This is a genomic window from Streptomyces blastmyceticus (genome assembly GCF_039521185.1).
Classification (GTDB): Bacteria; Actinomycetota; Actinomycetes; order Streptomycetales; family Streptomycetaceae; genus Streptomyces; species Streptomyces blastmyceticus.
Genome location: NZ_BAAABW010000001.1, coordinates 97,868 through 120,379 on the forward strand (window position 1 = coordinate 97,868; position 22,512 = coordinate 120,379).

Sequence of the window (22,512 nt, forward strand, 5' to 3'; positions counted from 1 at the left end):
TCCCGACCGCCTGGTGGGCGGTGACGGCGGCGGCCGGCGCGCTCTTCTGCTCGTACGCGCTGTGGCGGGTCCCCCATGTGTCACAGGCGCGGCTCGAACTCCACCAGAGCGGCGGCCAGATGCTGCTCTCGGCCGGCTATCCGGCGGCCGGGGCGGCCTTCCTGCTGCTGGCCGCCGCCAGGACACCGCGCCCCGAGCCGGCGAGGCTCAGTGACCGCCGTGATGGTCACCGCCGCCCCCGTGGTGGAACGCCATTACCTCGTCCGGCATCACCACGAAGGGGCGCATCATCCCCATGTCCTCGTGCTCCAGCAGGTGGCAGTGGTACATGAAGCGGCCCTTCGCGCCGTGGAACCGGCCGATCACATTGACCATCTGCCCGGCGGGCACCTGGATCACGTCCTTCCAGCCCGCGTCGCCGTCCGACACCGGCGCCTGCCCGGTGCGCTCCAGCGGGGCGCGGGTGCCGCCCAGGTCCTGGTCGAAGGGGCCGCCCGCGGGCGCCGGGTAGAGGTCGCGGCCGAGGACCTGAAAGTCGATCAGGTGGATGTGCATCGGGTGGGTGGGGCCGCCCAGGTTGAGGAAGCTCCACTGCTCCCAGGAGTCGTGCCCGACCATGAAGCCGAGCGCGTCGTCGAAGGCGCGGGCGCCCCTGCGGTACGTGCGCACCGTGCCGTCGGCGGCCTTGAGCTGGATCACTCCCTCGCTGGGGATCTGCACCTCGCCCGCGTCGACCTGGTGCATCTCCCACAGCGCCGGGTGGCCGTTCCCTGCGGTGCCCGGCGGGGTGATGGCGATCAGCCGGTGCCCGTGCTCGGGCGCGGTCTCGTGGGTGATGCGGCGGAACGAGGTGGAGATGACCTCCGGCAGCACGAACGACTCGCGCACCGGATCCCGCCCGACCCGGAACTGCATCACCTGCGGATAGCGCACCCCGGGCGCCGCGTTGACCAGCCGGAGGCGGCGCCCGCGCAGCCTGCCGAAGTCGACGAGGACGTCCATCCGCTCGGCGGGCGCCACGGACAGCGGGGCGTCCAGCGGCACTGGACGCGGCAGCAGCCCGCCGTCCGTGCCGATCTGCCAGGCCGCGCCGCGCACCGGCGCGCCGGTGTCCTCGTCGACCAGCCGGAACTGGAAGATCCGGGCGTTGGCGGCGTTGAGCAGCCGGAAGCGGTACCACCGCGCCTCGACGTCCAGGTGCGGCCAGATGACGCCGTTGACGAGGGTGTACGGGCCGGTGAACGCCTTGGTGACGTTCTTGCCCTGCGCGTCCTGGGCGACGATCTCGGTCTTGTGGAGCAGCCTGCCGGTGAGGCGCCCGTCGGCGTCCTGGTCGAGGTTGCGGTCCTGGACGATCAGCGGGATCTCGTGCTCACCGTGCGGCAGGCGGAGGGCGTCCTCCTCCTCGTCGCGGACGAGATACATCCCGGCGAGGCCGGTGAAGACGTTCCACCGGGTGATGTCCATGGCGTGGTCGTGGTACCACCAGGCCACCGCCCGGTGGTCGTTGGGGTATTCGGCGAGCTGGCTGTCGCCCGGAGAGACGGCGTTCTCCGTCCAGCCGTCGTTGCCGCCTCCGGTGGGGGCGCCGTGCAGGTGCGTCACCGTCCACGGCGGCAGCGCGGCCACCTCGGCGAGCGGCGCGGCACCGCTGCGGCCCGGCACGTCGCTCGGCGGCGGCGAGCCCGGCACGGGCGTGGCCTCGACGGCCGTCACGGGATAGTCGCCGCTGATGCGGTTGGTCCAGGCGACCCGCAGCCTGCGGCCCCGGCGGACCTCGACGGTCGGCCCCGGGAAGTGGCCCGCATAGGCCCACACGCGGGTGGGAGGCAGCTGCGAGTGCAGGCGGACCCAGGTGGCGGTCAGTTCGACTTCGATGCCTTCCAGGGCTTCTCTGCGGCCGGGCCGCAGCACCGGCGGCACGCGCAGGACGTCCAGGAAGGGTGTGAGCTCGGCTACGGCTTCCTGCTTGGGCGCAGGATCGATCGCTGTTTCGGTCACGTGGTGACCTCCGTTGACTTCCCCCGTGCCGCCGGCCGTCCCCGGCGGCAGCTTTCACGCCATAGGACGCGCCCGCGTACGGCGAGGGTTGCCGGAAGTGGCCTGAAAAATCGGGCGGAAGCGGGCGGAAGTATTCCGGCGGGGGTCCGCCTCAGGCGGTGGCGAAGGAGTAGAAGCGCTTCAACGTGCAGTGTTCGTCGAGCAGTCGGCCGTAGATCGGCTCGCCCTCGAGCTCACGGTAGGTCTCGATCGGGTCGCCTTTTATGATCAGCGCCCGCGCGCACTCCACGCACCAGTACTGGTAAGAGGAGTTGAGCGGCTCCATGTCGCGGACGATCGGCGTCCCGCTGCCGCACCAGTCGCACTTCCGGCTGTGTGCACCCATGGGTCAGCCGTTCCCTCCCCTTTGGTCCCGTCCGGTCCCGGCCGTCCGATTCTGCCATGGGACCCTGTCGGAACAGCAACAATCCCGCCTCTCCTTGACGGAGAGACGGGATCGTCCGGATTGTGGAGCTAAGGAGAATTGAACTCCTGACCTCCTGCATGCCATGCAGGCGCTCTACCAACTGAGCTATAGCCCCGCTGTTCTCGGCTTCCCCCGGAGGTTTCCCTCCGCGTTCCCCGCGAACAAGAAGAACTTTAGCCTGTGACCTGGCCGGATGTGAAATCGGGCCAGGGGCGGCTCCCGGACGGGGTCAGTCGTCGTCGCCGAGCACCGGCTCGGGCAGCGTCCCGGCGTTGTGCTCCAGCAGGCGCCAGCCCCGCGCGCCCTCGCCCAGCACCGACCAGCAGCAGTTGGTGAGGCCGCCGAGCGCTTCCCAGGACGACGACTCAAGGCCGAGGAGCCGGCCGATGGTCGTGCGGATGGTGCCGCCGTGGCTGACCACGACGAGCGTGCCGTTCTCCGGCAGCTCGTCCGCCCGGCCGAGGACGACCGGGGCGGCCCGGTCGGCGACCTCGGTCTCCAGCTCGCCGCCGCCGCGCCGCACGGGCTCGCCGCGCTTCCACGCCGCGTACTGCTCGCCGTAGCGCTCGATGATCTCGTCGTGCGTGAGGCCCTGCCACGCGCCCGCGTAGGTCTCGCGCAGGGCGGCGTCGTGGGCGACCGGCAGGCCGGTGACGGCCGCCAGCTCGGCGGCGGTCGCCGAGGCGCGCTTGAGGTCGGAGGCCACGATGGCGTCCGGCCGCAGCGCGGCCAGCAGCCGGGCGGCCCGGCGCGCCTGCGCGACGCCGGTACCGGTCAGCTCGATGTCCGTGGAGCCCTGGAAGCGGCGCTCCAGATTCCATGCGGTCTGGCCGTGCCGCCAGAGGACGATGCGCCGGCCCCTGGTCGCGACACCCGTGGCCGTGCCGCCCGTGCTGCCGTTCAGCTCAGCTCACCGTCCAGGTCGGCCTCACCGGCCTGCGTCTTGGCGTGCTCCTCGGCCTTGCCGCGGGTGGCGACGGCGTCGGCGGGCAGGTCGATCTCGGGGCAGTCCTTCCACAGCCGCTCGAGGGCGTAGAAGACGCGCTCCTCGCTGTGCTGCACGTGGACGACGATGTCGACGTAGTCGAGCAGCACCCAGCGGGCGTCGCGGTCGCCCTCACGGCGCACCGGCTTGGCGCCGAGCTCCTTGTTGAGCCGCTCCTCGATCTCGTCGACGATCGACTTGACCTGGCGGTCGTTGGGGGCCGAGGCCAGCAGGAAGGCGTCGGTGATCGACAGTACGTCGCTGACGTCGTAGGCGATGATGTCGTGCGCGAGCTTGTCTGCGGCCGCCTGTGCGGCGGCCTTGATGAGCTCGATGGAGCGGTCCGTGGCGGTCACAAGCCATGCTTTCGATAAAGAGGGTCAGTACGCCTCAAGGGTCTCACGACCCACCGATACCCCTCCTGGCCTTTTCCGCGGGACCGGCCGGGCCCTGCTCCCGCCGCCCGGCCGGTCCCCGCCGTCAGCTCTTGTAGTCCTTGCCCAGGACCACGGTGACGTCGGCGTTGGGCGCGCCGCCGCCCTTCTTCACGGCGCCCGCGGGCAGCCCCAGGGTCTTGGCGACCTCCTTGGCGTCGGCCTCCCGCCGGTCGTCCGCGTACGTCACCGCGGAGGCGGCCTCGGCGGTGCCCGCCGTGCCGGCGTCGACGACGGTGTAGCCGCCGTTGACGAGCGTGACCTGGGCGGTGCCGGACGCGGCCTTGCCCCCTGTGGCGTTCTTCACGCTGACCCGGGGGGTGGCGTTCTTGTCGGTGTTCTTCACCGTGCCGCCGAGGACGTCCTTGACCACCTTGCCGGTCGCCTGGTCGCCGAGCGTCCCGTCGGACTGCACGGACAGCGCCGTGGTGTCGTACGCACCCGCCTTGGCGAGCGTCGCGAGCCGGGCCAGGGAGGCGCCGAGCTGTTCGACGGACAGGGAGGGGTCCGGGATCTGCGCGAGGGACTCCACCGTCCGGGTCGCGGCGGCGGGGTCGCCGGACAGCTTCTTCAGCACCGCCTGCATGACCTGGCCGAAGCGCGCCAGCTGCTTGCCCGGGTCCTCGCCGGAGGCCCGGTACGTGGCGTAGGCCACCGCCATCTGACCGCCCAGGTTCTGCGCGGTGCCCTTGTGGACCACCGGGCTGTCGCCGGGCTTCGCGCCGGGGACGTCGGTGTCCGTGTCCAGGGCGATCCCGCCGACCAGCTCGACCAGGTTCTCCAGATACGGGGTGTCCAGCCGCCAGCTGCCCTTGATGTCGGCGCCCAGCAGGGTGTTGAGGGCATCGCGGGTCGCGCCGGTGCCGTCGTCCTGCACGGACTTGCCGAGCGTGGTGGAACCGCCGCTCCCCTTGGCGACGGCCAGCGCGTTCGGCAGCAGGACCGTCGTGCCCTTCCTGGTGGTCTCGTTGTCGACCAGCAATGCGGTGGAGCTGCCGCCGCCCTGGGTCTGCCGCAGATGGACCACGATCACATCGCGCTTCTGCGCTCCGCTTGCCGTGGTCGCGCCCTTCTTGTCACCGGAACCGGCCCACCACATGTAGCCGGCCGCGCCGCCCAGGGCGAGCACGAGCACCACGACGAGGGCGACGACGCGGTTGCGTCCCTTGCGCTTGCGCTCGTCGCGCCGCTCGGTGCGGCTCTCGCTGAACTTGAGCCAGTCGATGACGTCCTCGGAGTCCTCGTCCGGCTCCTCGATGAACGAGAACTGCTCGGTGCGGTAGTCCGGCGCGGACGCCTGCTCCGGCACCTTGGGCGACGGCTCGTGCCGCTCCTCCCGGGGCGCCTCGCCCGCCTCGTGGGCGGGGGCACCGGCCTGCCGGGGGATCCACTCCTGCTGCTGGGTCTGCTGCGCCTGCTGCGGGGGCTCGTAGAACTGGTGCGGCTCATGGAGCTGCTGGGGCTGGGCGTACGGGTCGTAGCCGCCGGCCTGACCGTCGTAGCCATAACCCTGCTGGTGCTGCACGGGCTGCTGCTGCACGGGCTGCCCGTACTGGTCGTACACCCGCTCCGGGGCGTCCGGCCGGTACACCGGCTGCCCGTAGACGTCATAGCCGTGGACCTGGGGTTGGCTGCCGTACGGGTCCTGCGCGTACGGGTCCTGTCGGTCGTTCACCGGTGCCCCTCACGTGCCTTCAGTGCCGGTACAGCTTGCGCTTGTCGATGTAGCGCACCACACCGTCGGGGACCAGGTACCAGACCGGGTCGCCCTGCGCCACGCGTGTGCGGCAGTCGGAGGAGGAGATCGCGAGCGCGGGCACCTCGACGAGCGAGACACCGCCCTCGGGCAGACCGGGGTTGGCCAGTATGTGGCCGGGTCTGGTGACACCGATGAAGTGGGCCAGCGAGAACAGTTCCTCGGTGTCCCGCCAGGTGAGGATCTGGGCCAGCGCGTCGGCGCCGGTGATGAAGAACAGGTCCGCGTCGTCGTTGAGGGCGCGCAGGTCGCGGAGGGTGTCGGTGGTGTACGTCGGACCACCGCGGTCGATGTCGATGCGGCTGACCGAGAACTGCGGGTTGGACGCGGTGGCGATCACCGTCATCAGATAGCGGTCCTCGGCCGGTGACACCGCCCGGTGGCTCTTCTGCCACGGCTGCCCGGTCGGTACGAAGACGACCTCGTCCAGGTGGAACCGCGCGGCGACCTCGCTGGCGGCGACCAGGTGGCCGTGGTGGACCGGGTCGAATGTCCCGCCCATCACGCCGAGCCGCCGCTTCACGGGCCCTGTCTGCTCTCCCATGCGCAGAGACCCTACTGGGCGCGGCGGGACGCCGGACCCGCAGGGACCGGGTGTGCTCAGCGGTCGCGGTTGAAGCGGGTCGTGATCCACAGGAGGAGCAGCAGGATCACCAGGGCCGCGCCACCGGTCATGTAGGGGCTGATGCTCGGGTGGGTGTCGGCGTGCTCGCCCTCGGAGGCGAGTGTGGCCAGGGCGGTGTGGGCTGAGGTGAAAGCGCTCATCGTCGGCAGGACCTATCCGGGACGGTAGTGGGCAGAGATTTCTGCCACATCGTATGCGGGGGGCGGGCGCGGGCTCACGCCGACTCCACAGGTCAGTCCTTCTTGTAGCCGCGGAGCAGGAACCAGGCGAGGAAGGCGATGCCGACCACACCGACGACCAGGACCGTACGGATGAGGGCTCCGGGCCCCTGGTCACCCTTGGAGACGGCGAGCAGTTCGGTGAAGCCGGGGTTCGCGGTGAACGCGTGGATGTCGGGCATGCCTCCACGGTAGCCATGCCGGAGGCAGCGCCTACTGTGGGGGGCGGCAGCCGGGCGGGTCACGGCCGCCGGGCCATGATCAGCCCATTGAGGGGGTCTTGATGAGCGACAGCAACGGCAGCGGCGAGCGCGCCACGGGGAGCGCTTCCGGCACGGGGGGCGAGGGCCACGAGCGGCTGCCCGGCCGGCAGCGGAAGCGGTTCCCCGGGATCTCCTCGCGCGCCTACGAGCATCCGGCGGACCGGTCGGCCCTGGTGGCGCTGCGCAAGCTGAGCGGCTTCGACACCGTCTTCAAGGCCCTGAGCGGGCTGCTGCCGGAGCGCAGCCTGCGGCTGCTGTTCCTCTCCGACTCGGTGCGGGTGAGCGACCAGCAGTTCCAGCACCTGCACACCATGCTGCTCGACGCCTGCTACATCCTGGACCTGCCGAAGGTCCCGCCGATGTACGTCACCCAGGACCCGCAGCCCAACGCCATGTGCATCGGCCTGGACGAGCCGATCATCGTGGTCACCACGGGCCTCGTCGAGCTGCTGGACGAGGAGGAGATGCGGGCGGTCGTCGGCCACGAGGTCGGCCACGCGCTCTCGGGCCACGCGGTCTACCGGACGATACTGCTCTTCCTCACCAACTTCGCGCTCAAGATCGCCTGGATCCCGCTGGGCAACATCGCGGTGATGGCGATCGTGACGGCGCTGCGCGAGTGGTTCCGCAAGTCGGAGCTGTCGGCGGACCGGGCGGGCCTGCTGGTGGGCCAGGACCTCCAGGCGTCGATGCGCGGCCTGATGAAGATCGCGGGCGGCAACCACCTGCACGAGATGAACGTGGACGCGTTCCTCGCGCAGGCGGAGGAGTACGAGGCGGGCGGCGACCTGCGCGACTCCGTACTGAAGATCATGAACGTGCTGCCGCGCACGCACCCCTTCACGACCGTGCGGGCGGCGGAGCTCAAGAAGTGGGCGGAGAGCCGCGACCACCAGCGGATCGTGGACGGCCACTACCCGCGGCGCTCGGAGGACAAGGACACGTCGGTGACGGACTCCTTCCGGGAGTCGGCGAGCCACTACGCGGATTCCGTGCGGGCCAGCAAGGACCCCTTGATGGGGCTGGTGCGGGATCTTGCGGGCGGGGCGAGCGATCTTGGGGGGCGGTTGCGCGACACGTTCGGCGGCCGGAGTGGTTCCGGGGAGGCCCCCGGGAAGCCTTCAGAGGGGCCCGGAGCGGCTCCGGGGGGCCAGGACCCGGAGGACGGGCCCTCGAAGCCTTAGGCGGGCGCCTGGGGCCCTCCGGGGGTCCCTTTCCCCAGCCCCGCCCCTTCCCGAAACTGGGGGCAAGCCCCCAGACCCCCGGACCACGCTTCACGCGGTGTCCTCAAACGCCGGACGGGCTGGAAAATCCAGCCCGTGGGGGCACCTCCCAGCGGTAGCTGGGGGAGTTTGAGGACCGGGGTCTGGGGCGGAGCCCCAGTTTCGGGAAGGGGCGGGGCTGGGGAAACAAGACCGTCGGGCCGCACCCGGGCACGGGTCCGGGGCGGAGCCCCGGCCTCGGCGGAGCCGAGCATCAGACGCTGCGGGAAGGGGCGGGGTGGGGAACAAGCCCGCCGCAGGCGCAGAAGCACCGGTCTGCCGGGAAGAAAACTGAGCGCCCTAGCGGTGCGGTTGGGCGCTCTGGGCCAGGGAGCCGCAGAGTGGCGTCGCGTCCTGGCCCGTCGTGTACGGGTCGGTCACCGCCGGGCCGTCCGTGCTCGCGTGCTGGCCGGCGAGCAGGGGGCGGAGGTAGGCCGCGTCGTCGGCCGAGCAGGATTCCGGGCCCGCCTGGAGATAGCTCTGCACGACGGTCAGATGGTGGTCCTGGAGGCCGTCCCGGTCGAAGCGGAAGCGCATCGTACGGCGCACGGTGAACAGCGACGCACCGTCCGCCTCGGTACCGAGGTCGGCGCCCGCCTTCGCGGGCCGCAGCGCGTAGACGAACGTGTGGTCGCCGGAGACCTCCAGCGTGCCGGGGGCCGTCTCCGCCACGGTGAAGACGCCCTGTGTGCGCACGGGCGTGCTCACCAGGGCCACCTGGGCGGGATCGAAGCGGATCACCCAGCCGGTGGCCGCGTGCCGCCCGTCGTTGGACGGGTGGTCGAAGCTGCGGTCGAACTGGTCGAGCTGTGCCGGGTCGAGCAGCACCCGCAGCGTGCGCTGCGACCCGCCGGTCAGGACGGCCGGGTCGAGCGCGGACTTCACCGTGTACTCCTTGGCGGCGGCCAGGGCGCCCATCACCTGGCTCTCGGAGAAGTGCTGCGTGCTGCGCGCCGGAGGCAGGGTGACGCCCTCCTCGCCCAGCCGGAACTGCGCGGCCGGGCTGAGGTCGAAGAGCCGGCCGGCCGGGCCGCCCGGCACGGCGTCGCGCGGGGCCAGGGGTATGACCGTGGAGCGCATCGGCTCCGCGACGGGCACCGCCGCGTCCTTGTAGGGGTGCCGCAGGCCCATGTAGACGGCCGTGCCGAAGGCCAGGGCGATCAGTATCACCAGGACGAGGACCTGTCGCGAGGTGCTGACGCGGGCCCACACATGGCGGTTGCGCACAGCGAGCGCGTGGTCACCCATCCGCTCGCGCGCGGAGAACTCCTGGAGGCGGGCAGCGCGGATGAACGATTCGTCGAAGACGACGGATCGGTACTCGTCCTCCCCACCCCCCGGGACTCCCTCGGGCGTCCCCTCAGGTGGGTCTCCAGGCCCGTCCATACCTCAAGAGTAGGTCCGTCGGGGCCTTGGTAAACGCGCTGGTACACGACAAGTTGTGAGGAAAATTCACCGTGCCGGATGCACGCATGCCAGGGCCCGCCCGACCGGCTCAGCGGCGGGGTGCCGCGGATGCCACCGGAGGCTCGGAATCGGCCGAGACCGACGGCAGCGGGCCCGGCCGGTCGACCGCCGGGGCGTCCACCCCGGTGGTCGCGGGAGGCGGGTCGGAGCTGGGCCGATTGCCGGAGGAGGCGCTGCGGTAGACGGCGGCGAAGGCGAGAGCCACCACGCCGATGCCCATCACCACGGCGAGCAGCCACGCCACCGGGCGCTGCCACCGGGCGTGCCCGCGATAGGGCCTGCGCGGCGCGCCGTAGCGCCCGTACGGGCCGTAGGCATCGTCGGGGTCCAGGTCGTGGGCGAGGGTGTACCACCCGCTGGCGCGCCCGCTGTGGTGGCCCGTGGGGCCCGCGGCGAACCCGCCCTCATAAGGCTCGTCGAAATCCGGCGCGTCGTCGTCGGCGGGCCCGCCGCCCGCCCGGGACCGGGAGGCCTCCGCCTCCGCGCGGGCCTGGGCGGCGGCGAGCATCCGCTCGACCGCGGTCGGTTCGTGGATCGCGGCGGACCGCACGAACTCCTCGTCGAAGACCACGGAGGCGAACGCGTCGTCCGCGTCTCCATGGCGGTGGCTGTCGGGCTCCTCGCCGTCCGGGAACGGCTGGCCCCCCACGTCGTCCGGCACCCGTCCAGCGTAGCCCCGGAACGGCCAATCCGCGCAGCCGGTACGGGAATTCAGCTTCCCGGGCGCGCACCGCCCCGGACGTGTCCGTCGCCCGTGACGATGTACTTGGTGGAGGTGAGCTCCGGGAGCCCCATCGGTCCGCGCGCGTGCAACTTCTGCGTGGAGATGCCGATCTCGGCACCGAAGCCGAACTGGCTGCCGTCCGTGAACCGCGTCGAGGCGTTGACCGCGACGGTCGTCGAGTCCACCAGCTGGGTGAAGCGGCGGGCCGCGGCCTGCGAGGTGGTGACGATCGCCTCGGTGTGGCCGGAGGACCACAGCCGGATGTGCCGTACGGCCGCGTCCAGGGAGTCCACCACCGCGGCGGCGATGTCGTACGACAGATACTCCGTCTCCCAGTCCTCGACCGTCGCGGGCACGACGGTCGCCGGGCCGCCCTCGGCCAGCGCCAGGACCCGCTCGCAGCCGTGGACGGTCACGCCCGCCTCCGCCAGCGCGGCGAGGGCGCGCGGCAGGAACTCCGCCGCGATGTCCTGGTGCACCAGGAGCGTCTCGGCCGCGTTGCACACACTGGGGCGCTGTGCCTTGGAGTTGACGAGGATGTCCACGGCCATGTCGATGTCGGCCTCGGCGTCCACGTACACATGGCAGTTGCCCGTGCCCGTCTCGATCACCGGGACGGTGGACTCCTCCACGACCGTACGGATCAGGGAGGCGCCGCCGCGCGGGATCAGCACGTCGACCATGCCCCGGGCGCGCATCAGCTCCCGCACGGACTCCCGGCTCTCGCCCGGGACGAGCTGCACGGCGTCCGCGGGCAGCCCGGCGCCGCCGACGGCGTCCCGCAGGACGCGCACCAGGGCGGTGTTGGAGGCGTACGCGGAGGACGAGCCGCGCAGCAGCACGGCGTTGCCGGACTTCAGGCAGAGGGCGGCGGCATCCACGGTGACGTTGGGGCGGGCCTCGTAGATGATCCCGACGACACCGAGCGGGACGCGCACCTGGCGCAGGTCGATGCCGTTGGGGAGGGTGGAGCCGCGCACCACCTCGCCGACGGGGTCGGGCAGGGCCACGACGTCCCGTACGTCCTTGGCGATGGCGCGCACCCGCTCGGGGGTGAGGGTCAGCCGGTCGATGACCGTCTCACTGGTGCCGGCGGCGCGGGCCTTCTCGACGTCCTCGGCGTTGGCCTCGACGATCTCCTTGGTGCGGACCTCCAGGGCGTCGGCGATCGCCAGCAGCGCCTCGTCCTTCACCGAGCGCGGCAATGGCGCCAGGTCGGCGGCCGCGGCGCGGGCGCGGTAGGCCGCGCGCAGCACCGGGGACTGCGGCATGGGGTCGGCGAGGGGGGAGGGGAAAACGCTGCTCATGGCCCGCAGCCTAGTCGCGCGGCGCGCCTGGGCCACCATGTATTCCGGACTGCGGACAGCGGGCGGGCACTGCGGGCCTCAGAAGGGGTGCACGCCGACCGGGGTGGCGGGCAGCGGGCCGTAGCCCTCCGCGATGCGCTGGTGGTACGTCCCCCGGTCGATGACCTCAAGGCCGACGATCTCCCACGGCGGGAGCCTGGCGGACGAGCGGTGCTCGCCCCACAGCCGCAGCGCGACGGCCGCGGCGTCGTGCAGGTCGCGCGCCTCTTCCCAGTAGCGGATCTCGGCGTGGTCGTTGGCGTAGCGGCTGGTCAGCAGGAAGGGGTGGTCGTGCGCGAGCTGTTCGAGGCCCCGGCGGACCTCCGCGAGCGGTGCCTCCGCGCCCGAGACGCTCAGGGTGATGTGCCACAGGCGCGACACCTCGCCCTCGCGCTCCGTGGCCTCCCGCTGTTCGCGCTCCGCGCTCCCCCGTGCCCCCTCCACCGCGTCCCCCGTGCCGACGCTGGTCAGTGTGCGCTCCGCCGTCCCTCGGGACATCGCCCCTGGGCGCCCTCGTCTCACCGGCGGCCTCCTGTTGATCGCTGCTCCGCGCGCATGCGGCGGAGCCGTGTCGCTGCTGCTACTCGCTGCGCCATGTGTTCGATGCCGGGGACCGCCTGCCCGTGACGGCCCCCGCAACAAAGTTGACCAGCCTCCGGGCGGCCGCGTGGCGGTTTTCCGGAAGGTCCCCATGGAAAGGCTGGACCGACCCCGCCCTCTCGCCCCTGCCTGACGTCCGTCAGCGGCGCAGCACGACCAGGTCGTCCCGGTGCACGACCTCGCGCTCGTAGCCGGGACCCAGCTCCTTGGCCAGGTCACGGGTGGAACGGCCGAGCAGCTGCGGGATCTCCGCGGCGTCGAAGGCGACGAGCCCGCGGGCCACCGCCCGGCCCTCGGAGTCCCGCAGCTCGACCGGGTCGCCCGCGCTGAATTCACCCTCGACGGCCGCGATGCCCGCGGGCAGCAGGGACGCGCTGCCCTCGATCACGGCCCGCACGGCCCCGTCGTCGAGGACGAGGGCCCCGCGCGGCGCGGAGGCGTGCGCGAGCCACAGCAGCCGGCCGGTGGAGCGGCGGCCGGTGCGGTGGAAGAAGGTGCCGGTCGGCCGCCCGGCGAGCGCGTCGGCGGCCTGGCTGGCGGAGGTGAGCACGACGGGCACCCCGGCCGCGGCCGCGATCCGGGCCGCCTCGACCTTGGTGACCATGCCGCCGGTGCCGACGCCTGCCTTGCCCGCACTGCCGATCGAGACGCCTTCGAGGTCCTTTGGACCGGCGACCTCCGCGATCCGGGAGGTGCCCGGGATGCTGGGGTCGCCGTCGTAGAGGCCGTCGACGTCCGACAGCAGGATCAGCAGGTCGGCCCGGACGAGATGGGCGACGAGGGCGGCCAGCCGGTCGTTGTCGCCGAAGCGGATCTCGTCCGTGGCCACCGTGTCGTTCTCGTTGACGACCGGGACCGCGCCCATCGCGAGCAGCTGGTCCAGCGTCCGGTAGGCGTTGCGGTAGTGCGCGCGGCGGCTGGTGTCGTCCGTGGTGAGCAGCACCTGGCCGACGCGGCGGCCGTAGCGCGCGAAGGACGCCGTGTAGCGGGCCACCAGCAGGCCCTGGCCCACACTGGCGGCCGCCTGCTGGCGGGCCAGGTCGCGCGGCCGCCCGTCGAGCCCCAGGGGCGCGAGCCCCGCGGCGATGGCGCCGGAGGAGACCAGCACTATCTCCTTCTCCGCGCCGGCCTTGGCCAGCGTGTCGACCAGCGCGTCAACCCGGTCGGCGTCCAGCCCGCCGCCCGCGGTGGTGAGTGACGAGGATCCCACCTTGACCACGATCCTGCGGGCCCCGGTCACCTCCGCCCGTGCCGCCGCCGCTGCCCCCGTACTCGCCCCTGCCCCTGTCACGTACGTACACCTCTAGTGATCGCCGGTCGTGTGTGACTGCTCCGGCACGCAAATCTACCGTCTGGGGATTGTGGTCGTTCGGCCCTGTTTTGCGGCGATTGCCATCGGCGAAGATTGCCCCTGGGCCAGCGACCGTCATACGGTCGGTGGTCGACCGTTGTCCTCCTCCCCTGGCCGACCGCCGGGAGGGGCCCCACGGTCCCCCGATGCCCAGTCCCTCCCCGCCCGCCTGCCAGGAGCCCGCCCAGTGCCTTCTGCCGGAACCGCCTCGCGCCGAGCCGTACAGCTCATGGCGCTGCTCGCGATGCTGGTGTTCTTCGCCGCCCAGCTCGTCGGGGCGCTGCTGCCCCTCGTGCCGCTCCTGATCGCCGCCTCGGCGGCGGGCCTCGCGCTCGACCTCTACCTCCAGCACCGTGACCCCGGTCTGGTCGCCGTCCTCGGCAAGATCCGCTTCGACGTCATGGTGCGGCAGCTGCTGCGCGACATGATGGTGCTGATCGGGCTGCTGCGGCTGCACGGCGACGGTTCGCTGCGCGACTACGCCCCGGTCTTCGTCGGACTGGTGCTCTTCTACGCCGCCCACCTCGCCTGCCAGGCCACCGCGCTGCTGGTCCGCCGCAGCCGCACACTGCCGTTCCTGACCCGGAACATCGACACGAGCGGCCTGCACCTGTCCGCCGCGCCGCCGCGCCTGCTGGCCCGCCAGCACGGCCGCCGGCTGCTGCGCTTCGCCGTCCCGGCCACCGCGGGCCTGCTGGTCACCGCCGCCACCGAGAAGGCCCTCTGGGGCGAGATCGGCGTCGGCGTCGCCCTCCTCCTCGCCGTCGGCGGCACCGCGCGGCTGGCCACCTGGCTGCGCCCGAAGAAGCGCATCGCGAACGACCAGCAGGCGCTGGAGTGGCTGGACCGCTGGCTCGCCGATTACAAGCCGACCGTCGGCATGTACTTCTCCGGTGGCACGAGCTCCGCCTACCAGGCGAACATGTGGCTCTCCACCCTCGCCGAGCTGGACGGCAACCCGGTCATCGTGCTCCGCGAGCGCTTCATGGTGCAGAAGATCGACGCCACCGACGTGCCGATCGTGTGCATCCCCAAGGTCGTCCACCTGATGGCCCTGGAGAAGTCCTCGCTGAAGATGATGCTGCACCCCGCGAACTCCGGTAAGACCTCGCAGGTGCTGCGCATGCCCTCCATCAAGCACGCCTTCACCAACCACGGCGAGAGCGACAAGCTCTCCAGCTGCAACCCGTACTCCAAGGCGTACGACGAGATCTGGGTCGCCGGGCCCGCCGCCCGCGAGCGCTACCAGCTCGCCGACATCGGCGTCGACGACCGCGACGTGGTCGAGGTCGGCCGCCCGCAGCTCGCGCCGATCGAGCCGTACGCCGGGGCGCCCACAGGGGCGTACACCACCGTGCTGTACGCCCCCACCTGGGAAGGCTGGGACGGCGAACCGGGCAACACCTCGGTCATGCTCGCCGGCGAGAACATCGTCCGCGAGCTGCTCGCCGACCCCAAGGTCCGGCTGCTCTACAAGCCGCACCCGATGACCGGGTCCGTCGACCCGCGCGCCGGACGCGCCAACGAGCGCATCCAGGCCATGATCCGCGAGGCCAACGAGCGCCGCGGCGGCGACCGGCCCGGCCCCGAGGCCGCTGCCGAGCTGGCGCGCCGCACGGCCGAGCTGGACCGGCTCACCACCAGCACCTTCCGGGACAGCGCCGACGAGATCGAGCGCATGATGCTCCAGGGCACGCCCGACAAGGGGCGCGCCGCGACCGTGGAGGCCGCCACGGCCGCCTGGGAGGCCGCGTACTGGGCCTCGCTGCCGGTCTGGGAGCACCAGGTCGTCACCGGCCCGCGCCCGGCCCTCTACGCCTGCTTCAACCGGTCCGACCTGCTGATCAGCGACGTCTCCAGCGTGGTCTCGGACTACCTGATCAGCGAGAAGCCGTACGCCGTCGCGAACACCAGCGGGATGGGCGAGGAGGAGTTCCGCGCGAACTTCCCGACCGTGAGCGCGGCGACGATCCTAGCGCCGGAGGCGACCGAGGTGGCCGGGCTGCTCGCCGCGGTCCGCGACCCCGCGCTCGACGGCTTCGCCGCGGCCCGCGCGGAGCTGAAGGTCCAGCTGCTGGGTCCGTCCGACCCGCCGTCGCTGGTGCGCTTCAACGCCGCGGCGCTCTCGCTCGCCGCGGAGGCCGACGCCCGGCGCGAGCGCATGGAGGCACGCGCCTCCGAGATCCCCCCGCAGCGCGCGGACGAGACGGCGTCCGTCTGACCCTGCCCTCAATCGCCGGGCGAGCTGGTTTCCCTCCAGCTCGCCCGGCGATTTTTTGTTCCCCCACCCGGTTGTGGGCAATCGTTCCGCAGGGCTGGGGGTACCTCCCAGCGGTAGCTGGGGGAGGGTGGGCACAACCGACCACCGGACCGCACCCGACCGGGGGTCCGGGGCGGAGCCCCGGTCTCGGCGGAGCCGAGCATCAGATGCTGCGGGAAGGGGCGGGGCTGGGGAACAAAAAACCCGCCCGGCAGGAAGCGCACCGCGAAGGTGCGCCCCTACCAGGCGGGCAAGTTGATGACGCGTCAGATCAGAACGGCTTGAAACCGTCGAACTCCTGCTGAGCCTCGTCCCGCTGAGCCTCCCGCTCGCGACGCCGCGTCGCAGCCGGTCGCGGCGCCTCCAGGCGGTGGTCCTCGCCACGGCGGCCGAGCATCTCGGCGCCCGCCATCATCGTCGGCTCCCAGTCGAAGACGACCGCGTTGTCCTCGGCACCGATGGCCACGCCGTCGCCCGCCCGGGCACCGGCCTTGAGCAACTGGTCCTCGACACCGAGGCGGTTGAGGCGGTCGGCCAGGTAACCGACGGCCTCGTCGTTGTTGAAGTCGGTCTGGCGCACCCAGCGCTCCGGCTTCTCGCCGCGCACGCGGTAGATGCCGTCCTCCTCGAGGGTGACCGTGAAGCCCGCGTCGTCCACGGCCTTCGGGCGGATGACGATGCGGGTCGCCTCCTCCTTCGGCTTGGCGGCGCGCGCCTCGGCGATGATGCGGGCCAGCGCGAAGGAGAGCTCCTTCAGGCCCGTACGGGCGACGGCGGACACCTCGAAGACCTGGTAGCCGCGCGCCTCCAGATCCGGGCGGATCATGTCGGCGAGATCCTGGCCGTCCGGGATGTCGATCTTGTTGAGGACGACGATGCGCGGCCGGTCGTCGAGCCCGCCGTACTGCCCCAGCTCCGCCTCGATGACGTCCAGGTCGGAGACCGGGTCGCGGTCGGACTCCAGGGTCGCGGTGTCCAGCACGTGCACGAGCACCGAGCAGCGCTCGACGTGCCGCAGGAACTCCAGGCCGAGGCCCTTGCCCTGGCTGGCGCCCGGGATCAGACCGGGGACGTCCGCGATGGTGTAGACGGTCGAGCCGGCCGTGACCACGCCCAGGTTCGGGACCAGCGTCGTGAAGGGGTAGTCCGCGATCTTCGGCTTGGCGGCGGAGAGCACCGAGATCAGCGAGGACTTGCCCGCGCTCGGGTAGCCCACCAGCGCCACGTCGGCGACGGTCTTGAGCTCCATGACGATGTCACGGGCCTCGCCGGGCTCGCCGAGCAGCGCGAAGCCGGGCGCCTTGCGGCGGGCGGAGGCCAGCGCCGCGTTGCCGAGGCCGCCACGGCCGCCCTGGCCCGCGATGAAGGTGGTGCCCTCGCCGACCAGGTCGGCGAGGACGTTGCCGTCCTTGTCCAGGACGACGGTGCCGTCCGGCACGGGCAGGACGAGGTCCTGGCCGTCCTTGCCGGAGCGGTTGTCACCGGCGCCCGGCTGGCCGTTGGTGGCCTTGCGGTGGGGGCTGTGGTGGTAGTCGAGGAGCGTGGTGACCGACTGGTCCACGACCAGGATCACGTCGCCGCCACGGCCGCCGTTGCCGCCGTCCGGGCCGCCGAGCGGCTTGAACTTCTCACGGTGCACGGAGGCGCAGCCATGGCCTCCGTTACCCGCGGCGACATGCAGCTCGACGCGGTCCACGAAGGTGGTCATTGCGGTTGCCTCCAGATACGTGCAGGGGATGTCTCTGTACTAACACGCCGAGGGCGGACCGGCTTCCCCGTCAGGAAAAGCGGCCCGCCCTCGGAAAGGTGCTGTGTCGTGCCGAAAGGCTGATTACTCAGCGATCGGGACGATGTTCACGACCTTGCGACCACGGTGGGTGCCGAACTGCACCGCACCGGCGGCCAGCGCGAACAGGGTGTCGTCGCCACCGCGACCGACGCCCGCGCCCGGGTGGAAGTGGGTGCCGCGCTGGCGGACCAGGATCTCACCGGCGTTGACGGTCTGGCCGCCGAAGCGCTTGACGCCGAGCCGCTGAGCGTTGGAGTCGCGACCGTTCCGAGTGGACGATGCGCCCTTCTTGTGTGCCATGTGTTCTCAGTCCCTTACTTCGCAGCCGTGGGGATGCCGGTGACCTTGATCGCCGTGTACTGCTGGCGGTGACCAATGCGCTTGCGGTAGCCGGTCTTGTTCTTGTACTTCAGGATGTCGATCTTGGCACCCTTGTGGTGGTCCACAATCTCGGCCTGGACCTTGATCCCGGCCAGCACCCACGGGTCGCTGGTGACGGACTCGCCGTCGACCACGAGCAGCGTGGAGAGCTCGACGGAGTCGCCCACCTTGCCGTCGGAAATCTTGTCAACCTCGACGATGTCGCCGACAGCAACCTTGTGCTGGCGACCACCGCTACGCACGATTGCGTACACGCGGATCTCACTCTCTCGCTGGTAATCGGGACCTCTGATGCCAGCCGCTCACGCAGGCGTGAAGCCCGCGCATATCCGAAAGGACGAGCGGCCTCTCCCGGAATTCACCGGGAGGGATTTGCTCAGGGGTTGGCGTACAGACGCCGAAGGACAAGGTTACGGGGCCCTGTCCTGGGGGTCAAACCGGGCCCTCCCCAAGAGTGGCCGCTCCGCGGAGCGGCCGTCCGGGTGGGACCCGAGGTCCGGATTCCCCGGGTGCGGGGCCGGCCGAATTCGGCCGGCCCCGCACCCGGGGAAAAGACTCCCGGCCTAGTCCTCGGCGGAAGCGGCGGGGGCCGTGGCGGCCTTCTTCACCGTCTTCTTCGCCGGGGCCTTCTTGGCCGCCGTCTTGGTGGCGGTCTTCTTGGCCGTGGCCTTCTTGGCGGTCGTCGTCTTCTTGGCCGCCGTCTTCTTCGTGGCGGTGGCCTTCTTCGCCGGGGCCTTCTTGGCGGCCGTCTTACGGGCCGCCTTCTTGGCCGGGGCCGGGGCCTCCTCGGCCTCAACCTCGACGTCGGCCTCGGCGACCGGCTCGGTGACGGCCTCCGGCTCCACCCGAGCCGGAGCGGGCTCCGGCTCGGCGGCCGGGGCGGCCGGCGCGGTGACGACGACCACGGCCGCCTCCTCGGCCGCGGTGGGCGAGCCCGCCGGGGCGGACGCCCTGCGGGTCACCCGGCGGCGCGGCCGGGCGGGAGCGGCCGGAGCCGCCTCCACCGGGGCCTCGGCCGGAGCGGCCTCCACGACGGTCTCGACGACCGGCTCGGCCACGGGCTCCGCGACCACCGGCTCGGCGACCGGCTCGACCGGCGCCGCGGTCTCCACGACGATCTCCGGCTCGGCGGCGGCCTTCGGCGCACCCGCCGGAGCCGTCGCCTTACGGGTCGCCCGGCGCCGCGTACGGCCACCGCGCGAACCCGCCGCGGCACGCGCCTCGGCCGGGCTGCCGAACCACTCCTCGTCACCGCCGACCGACGGCTGGAGCTCGGCCTCGGTCACCGCGACGGGCTCCAGCTCGGGCTCCTCGGAGACGGCCTCGGCCTCGGCCTGCTCGGCGGCCTCCGCCTGCACGTGATCGTGCTCGTGCTCGTGCGGCTGGCCCTTGCCCTTCTTCTTGCCGCGCTTGCCGCCACCGCCACCGCCGACGGACGTGGGCTGGTCCATGTGGACGATCACGCCACGGCCGTTGCAGTGCACGCACGGCTCGGAGAACGACTCCAGCAGGCCCTGGCCGACCCGCTTGCGGGTCATCTGCACCAGACCCAGCGAGGTCACCTCGGCGACCTGGTGCTTCGTACGGTCCCGGCCCAGGCACTCCAGCAGGCGCCGCAGCACGAGGTCGCGGTTGGCCTCCAGCACCATGTCGATGAAGTCGATCACCACGATGCCGCCGAGGTCGCGCAGCCGCAGCTGGCGCACGATCTCCTCGGCCGCCTCGAGGTTGTTCTTGGTGACCGTCTCCTCGAGGTTGCCGCCCTGACCGGTGAACTTGCCGGTGTTGACGTCGACCACGACCATCGCCTCGGTCCGGTCGATCACGAGCGAACCACCGCTCGGCAGCCAGACCTTGCGGTCCAGCGCCTTCATCAGCTGCTCGTCGATCCGGTACGTGGCGAAGACGTCGACGTCCGACGTCCACTTCTGCAGCCGGTCGGTGAGGTCCGGGGCGACGTGGGCGACGTAGCCGTGGATGGTCTCCCAGGCGCCTTCACCGCTGACGATGACCTTGGAGAAGTCCTCGTTGAAGATGTCGCGCACGACGCGGACGGTCATGTCCGGCTCGCCGTACAGCAGGGTCGGGGCGTTGCCGCTCTTCGCCCGCTGCTGGATCTCCTCCCACTGCGCCTGGAGCCGCTGCACGTCACGCGCCAGCTCCTCCTCGCTCGCGCCCTCAGCGGCCGTACGGACGATGACGCCCGCGTCCTCGGGGACGATCTTCTTGAGGATCTGCTTCAGGCGCGCGCGCTCGGTGTCGGGCAGCTTGCGGCTGATGCCGGTCATCGAGCCCTCGGGCACGTACACGAGGTAGCGGCCCGGCAGCGAGACCTGGCTGGTCAGACGGGCGCCCTTGTGGCCGATCGGGTCCTTGGTGACCTGCACGAGCACGGACTGGCCGGACTTCAGCGCGGTCTCGATCCGGCGCGGGCCGTTGCCCATGCCGAGCGCCTCGAAGTTGACCTCACCGGCGTACAGCACGGCGTTGCGGCCCTTGCCGATGTCGACGAAGGCGGCCTCCATGGACGGCAGGACGTTCTGGACCTTGCCCAGGTAGACGTTGCCGACGTAGCTGGTGGCCTGCTCCTTGTTGACGTAGTGCTCGACGAGGACGTTGTCCTCCAGCACGCCGATCTGGGTGCGCTCACCGCTCTGGCGCACGACCATCACGCGCTCGACGGCCTCACGGCGGGCCAGGAACTCGGCCTCGGTGATGATCGGCACGCGGCGGCGGCCCTGCTCGCGGCCCTCGCGGCGGCGCTGCTTCTTCGCCTCCATGCGGGTGGAGCCCTTGATGGACTGCACCTCGTCGAAGCCGGTGCCGGGCTCGCGCTCCTCGCGCTTGCGGGGCTCGCGGACCTTGACGACCGTGCGCTCCGGGTCGCCCTCGGCCGCCTCGGCCTCGGCGGCGTCGCCACTGCGGCGACGACGGCGACGGCGGCGACGGCTGCCCGCGGAACCGGCGCCCGGCTCCTCGCCGTACGCCTCCTCCTGCTCCTCCTCGGCGGCCTCGGCCTCTTCGGCCTCCGCGGCCTCTTCCTCGGCGGACTCGGCCTCCGCGTCCCCGGCCTCACCACGGCGGCGGCGACGGCCACCACGGCGGCGACGGCGCGAGGGGCGGTCCGACTCCTCCTCGTCGTGGGCGGCCTCGGCCTCTTCGGCCTCCTCGCCCTCGGTCTCCTCGGCCACGGCGGGAACGATCTCCTCCGCCACGGCCTGCTCGACCTCGGCGGGCTCGCCGCGACGGCGGCGACGGCGACGGCTGCCCGCAGCCGGCTGCGCGGCCTCGGCGGCCGGCTCGGCCTGCTCCGGCTCGGGCTCCTCCGCCGGCACGACGGCGGCAGCGGCCGCGGCGGTCTCCGGCGTCTGGAACATCGGCTCGGTGAAGACCGGCGCCTGGAAGACGGCGGACGGCGGGCGCACGGCGCGGCGACGGCCGCGCGCGGGGGCCTCGGCGGGCTCGGCCGGGACCTCGGTGGCGGCTTCCCGCGCACGGCTCTCGGCCTTGGCGGCCTCCAGCGCGGCGGCAGCGGCCTCGGCATCACCGGTGGCGACCTTGCGGCGGCCACGCGTACGGGCCGGGGCGGCCTCGGCGGCGGCCTCGGGCTCGGCCTCGGCGACACGGCGGCGCGTACGGCGGCCACGGGTCTCGGCGACGGGCGCCTCCTCCTCGGCCGGGGCGGCCTCCGCGAGCTCCTCGACGACCGGCTCTGCGGCCTGCGGGGCACCGGCGGGCGCGGTGGCCTTACGGGTGGCACGACGGCGCGCACGGGGGGCGGGGGCGGCCGGGATCTCCTCGGCGGCCTCCACCTCCTCCTCGGCCTCGGCGTCCTCGACGGGCGCGGGGGCCTCGACCACGGTCTCGACGGTCTGCGGGGCACCGGCCGGGGCGGTGGCCTTGCGGGTGGCACGGCGGCGGGGGCGCGCGGGCGGCGCGGCCTCGGCGACGGGCGCCTCGGGCTCGGCATCCTCGGCCGTCACGGGCGCCTCAGGCGCCTCGACGACCGGCTCGGCGGCCTGCGGGGCACCGGCGGGCGCGGTGGCCTTACGGGTGGCACGACGGCGCGTACGGGCCGGCTTGGCGTCCTCGACGGCCTCGATGCCGGCGTCGGCGGCCACGGCCGCGGCGGCGGCCGGGACCTCGGGGGTCTCCTCGGCGGCCGGCTCGGCCGTACGGGGGGCGCCCGCCGGAGCCGTCGCCTTGCGGGTGGCACGGCGGCGGGGGCGCGCGGGGGTGGCCGGCGCGTCTGTGGTGGCCGGGGCCTCGGCGGCGGGTGCCGGTGCGGCGGGCTGCGCCTCGGCGGCGGGGACCGTCACGGACTGCTGTACGGTCGCGTCGCCCGCCGACGGCGGGCCGGCGGGGCGGGACGCCGCACGGCGGCGGCGTCGGGGCGGCAGCGTGTCTCCAGGACCGCTGTCGGAGTGGTTGGCGGGCTCAATGGGTTCGAGCATGCGGGCGGTTCTCCCGTCACGCTCCCGGGCGCCGTGCCTTGGTCCGGCCCGGCGGTCCGCGTGATGTGCGCGGTACCACCGTCCGGGGCGCGGTCGCCGCACGGGAGCTGTCGTCTCGCTCACCGGGTCC

At 72.5% G+C, this 22,512-nt stretch carries 19 protein-coding genes and 1 tRNA gene; 2 read left to right on the top strand and 18 right to left on the bottom strand.

Features of this window, described 5'->3' with window-relative positions:
- Nucleotides 1-207: 207 nt before the first annotated feature.
- The 9 genes from phsA to ABD269_RS00485 form a co-directional block, all read right to left on the bottom strand.
- The gene (gene phsA / locus ABD269_RS00445; RefSeq protein WP_344114892.1) at nt 208-2,001 is read right to left on the bottom strand and encodes an O-aminophenol oxidase PhsA; all 1,794 of its coding nucleotides are present in this window, start codon (nt 1,999-2,001) and stop codon (nt 208-210) included.
- Between the two features lie 151 nt (nt 2,002-2,152).
- Nucleotides 2,153-2,386, bottom strand: coding sequence for a hypothetical protein (locus ABD269_RS00450; protein ID WP_116211774.1), 234 nt, complete (start codon nt 2,384-2,386; stop codon nt 2,153-2,155).
- Between the two features lie 123 nt (nt 2,387-2,509).
- A tRNA-Ala gene (locus tag ABD269_RS00455) sits at nt 2,510-2,582 on the bottom strand.
- A 114-nt stretch (nt 2,583-2,696) separates the two neighbouring features.
- Entirely contained in the window at nt 2,697-3,371 is a 675-nt protein-coding gene (locus ABD269_RS00460; RefSeq protein WP_301894484.1) for a histidine phosphatase family protein, read from the bottom strand.
- A complete protein-coding gene (rsfS, locus tag ABD269_RS00465) occupies nt 3,368-3,808 on the bottom strand; it encodes a ribosome silencing factor (protein ID WP_116211776.1) in 441 nt (146 codons plus the stop codon). Before rsfS ends, ABD269_RS00460 begins: the two co-directional genes overlap by 4 nt.
- Before the next feature lie 124 nt (nt 3,809-3,932).
- Nucleotides 3,933-5,561 carry an LCP family protein gene (locus tag ABD269_RS00470; protein WP_301887474.1) on the bottom strand — a complete coding sequence of 543 codons (1,629 nt, stop codon included), beginning with the start codon at nt 5,559-5,561 and terminating at the stop codon, nt 3,933-3,935.
- Between the two features lie 19 nt (nt 5,562-5,580).
- A complete protein-coding gene (gene nadD, locus ABD269_RS00475) occupies nt 5,581-6,186 on the bottom strand; it encodes a nicotinate-nucleotide adenylyltransferase (RefSeq protein ID WP_116211778.1) in 606 nt (201 codons plus the stop codon).
- Nucleotides 6,187-6,242: 56 nt separating this feature from the next.
- Complete coding sequence (locus ABD269_RS00480; protein WP_301887473.1) at nt 6,243-6,407, bottom strand: hypothetical protein; 165 nt, start codon at nt 6,405-6,407, stop codon at nt 6,243-6,245.
- Nucleotides 6,408-6,499: 92 nt separating this feature from the next.
- On the bottom strand, nt 6,500-6,667 hold the full coding sequence (locus tag ABD269_RS00485) for a hypothetical protein (RefSeq protein WP_162889881.1): 168 nt from the start codon (nt 6,665-6,667) through the stop codon (nt 6,500-6,502).
- 101 nt (nt 6,668-6,768) lie between these two features.
- Here ABD269_RS00485 and ABD269_RS00490 point away from each other — a divergent pair, with 101 nt between their 5' ends.
- The gene (locus ABD269_RS00490; protein ID WP_344114899.1) at nt 6,769-7,932 is read left to right on the top strand and encodes a M48 family metallopeptidase; all 1,164 of its coding nucleotides are present in this window, start codon (nt 6,769-6,771) and stop codon (nt 7,930-7,932) included.
- 378 nt (nt 7,933-8,310) lie between these two features.
- Here ABD269_RS00490 and ABD269_RS00495 read toward each other — a convergent pair whose 3' ends face one another.
- The 5 genes from ABD269_RS00495 to proB form a co-directional block, all read right to left on the bottom strand.
- Nucleotides 8,311-9,396 carry an SCO2583 family membrane protein gene (locus ABD269_RS00495; protein WP_301887471.1) on the bottom strand — a complete coding sequence of 362 codons (1,086 nt, stop codon included), beginning with the start codon at nt 9,394-9,396 and terminating at the stop codon, nt 8,311-8,313.
- A gap of 109 nt (nt 9,397-9,505) precedes the next feature.
- Complete coding sequence (locus ABD269_RS00500) at nt 9,506-10,138, bottom strand: SCO2584 family spore wall biosynthesis protein (protein WP_301887469.1); 633 nt, start codon at nt 10,136-10,138, stop codon at nt 9,506-9,508.
- A gap of 50 nt (nt 10,139-10,188) precedes the next feature.
- Complete coding sequence (locus ABD269_RS00505; RefSeq protein ID WP_301887467.1) at nt 10,189-11,508, bottom strand: glutamate-5-semialdehyde dehydrogenase; 1,320 nt, start codon at nt 11,506-11,508, stop codon at nt 10,189-10,191.
- Nucleotides 11,509-11,586: 78 nt separating this feature from the next.
- Nucleotides 11,587-12,069 carry a hypothetical protein gene (locus tag ABD269_RS00510; RefSeq protein WP_116211783.1) on the bottom strand — a complete coding sequence of 161 codons (483 nt, stop codon included), beginning with the start codon at nt 12,067-12,069 and terminating at the stop codon, nt 11,587-11,589.
- A gap of 217 nt (nt 12,070-12,286) precedes the next feature.
- On the bottom strand, nt 12,287-13,387 hold the full coding sequence (gene proB / locus ABD269_RS00515) for a glutamate 5-kinase (RefSeq protein WP_301894483.1): 1,101 nt from the start codon (nt 13,385-13,387) through the stop codon (nt 12,287-12,289).
- A 298-nt stretch (nt 13,388-13,685) separates the two neighbouring features.
- Between proB and ABD269_RS00520 the strand changes: the two genes are divergently transcribed.
- Entirely contained in the window at nt 13,686-15,719 is a 2,034-nt protein-coding gene (locus ABD269_RS00520) for a hypothetical protein (protein WP_344114903.1), read from the top strand.
- A gap of 310 nt (nt 15,720-16,029) precedes the next feature.
- Here ABD269_RS00520 and obgE read toward each other — a convergent pair whose 3' ends face one another.
- The 4 genes from obgE to ABD269_RS00540 all read right to left on the bottom strand — a co-directional run bounded on the left by obgE (nt 16,030) and on the right by ABD269_RS00540 (nt 22,382).
- On the bottom strand, nt 16,030-17,466 hold the full coding sequence (gene obgE, locus ABD269_RS00525) for a GTPase ObgE (protein WP_301887464.1): 1,437 nt from the start codon (nt 17,464-17,466) through the stop codon (nt 16,030-16,032).
- A 123-nt stretch (nt 17,467-17,589) separates the two neighbouring features.
- Nucleotides 17,590-17,847: a 50S ribosomal protein L27 gene (gene rpmA, locus ABD269_RS00530; RefSeq protein WP_301887463.1), complete on the bottom strand. Its 258-nt coding sequence runs from the start codon at nt 17,845-17,847 to the stop codon at nt 17,590-17,592.
- Nucleotides 17,848-17,861: 14 nt separating this feature from the next.
- A complete protein-coding gene (rplU, locus tag ABD269_RS00535) occupies nt 17,862-18,182 on the bottom strand; it encodes a 50S ribosomal protein L21 (protein ID WP_087928145.1) in 321 nt (106 codons plus the stop codon).
- Nucleotides 18,183-18,491: 309 nt separating this feature from the next.
- Nucleotides 18,492-22,382, bottom strand: coding sequence for an Rne/Rng family ribonuclease (locus tag ABD269_RS00540; RefSeq protein WP_344114907.1), 3,891 nt, complete (start codon nt 22,380-22,382; stop codon nt 18,492-18,494).
- Nucleotides 22,383-22,512: the final 130 nt, after the last annotated feature.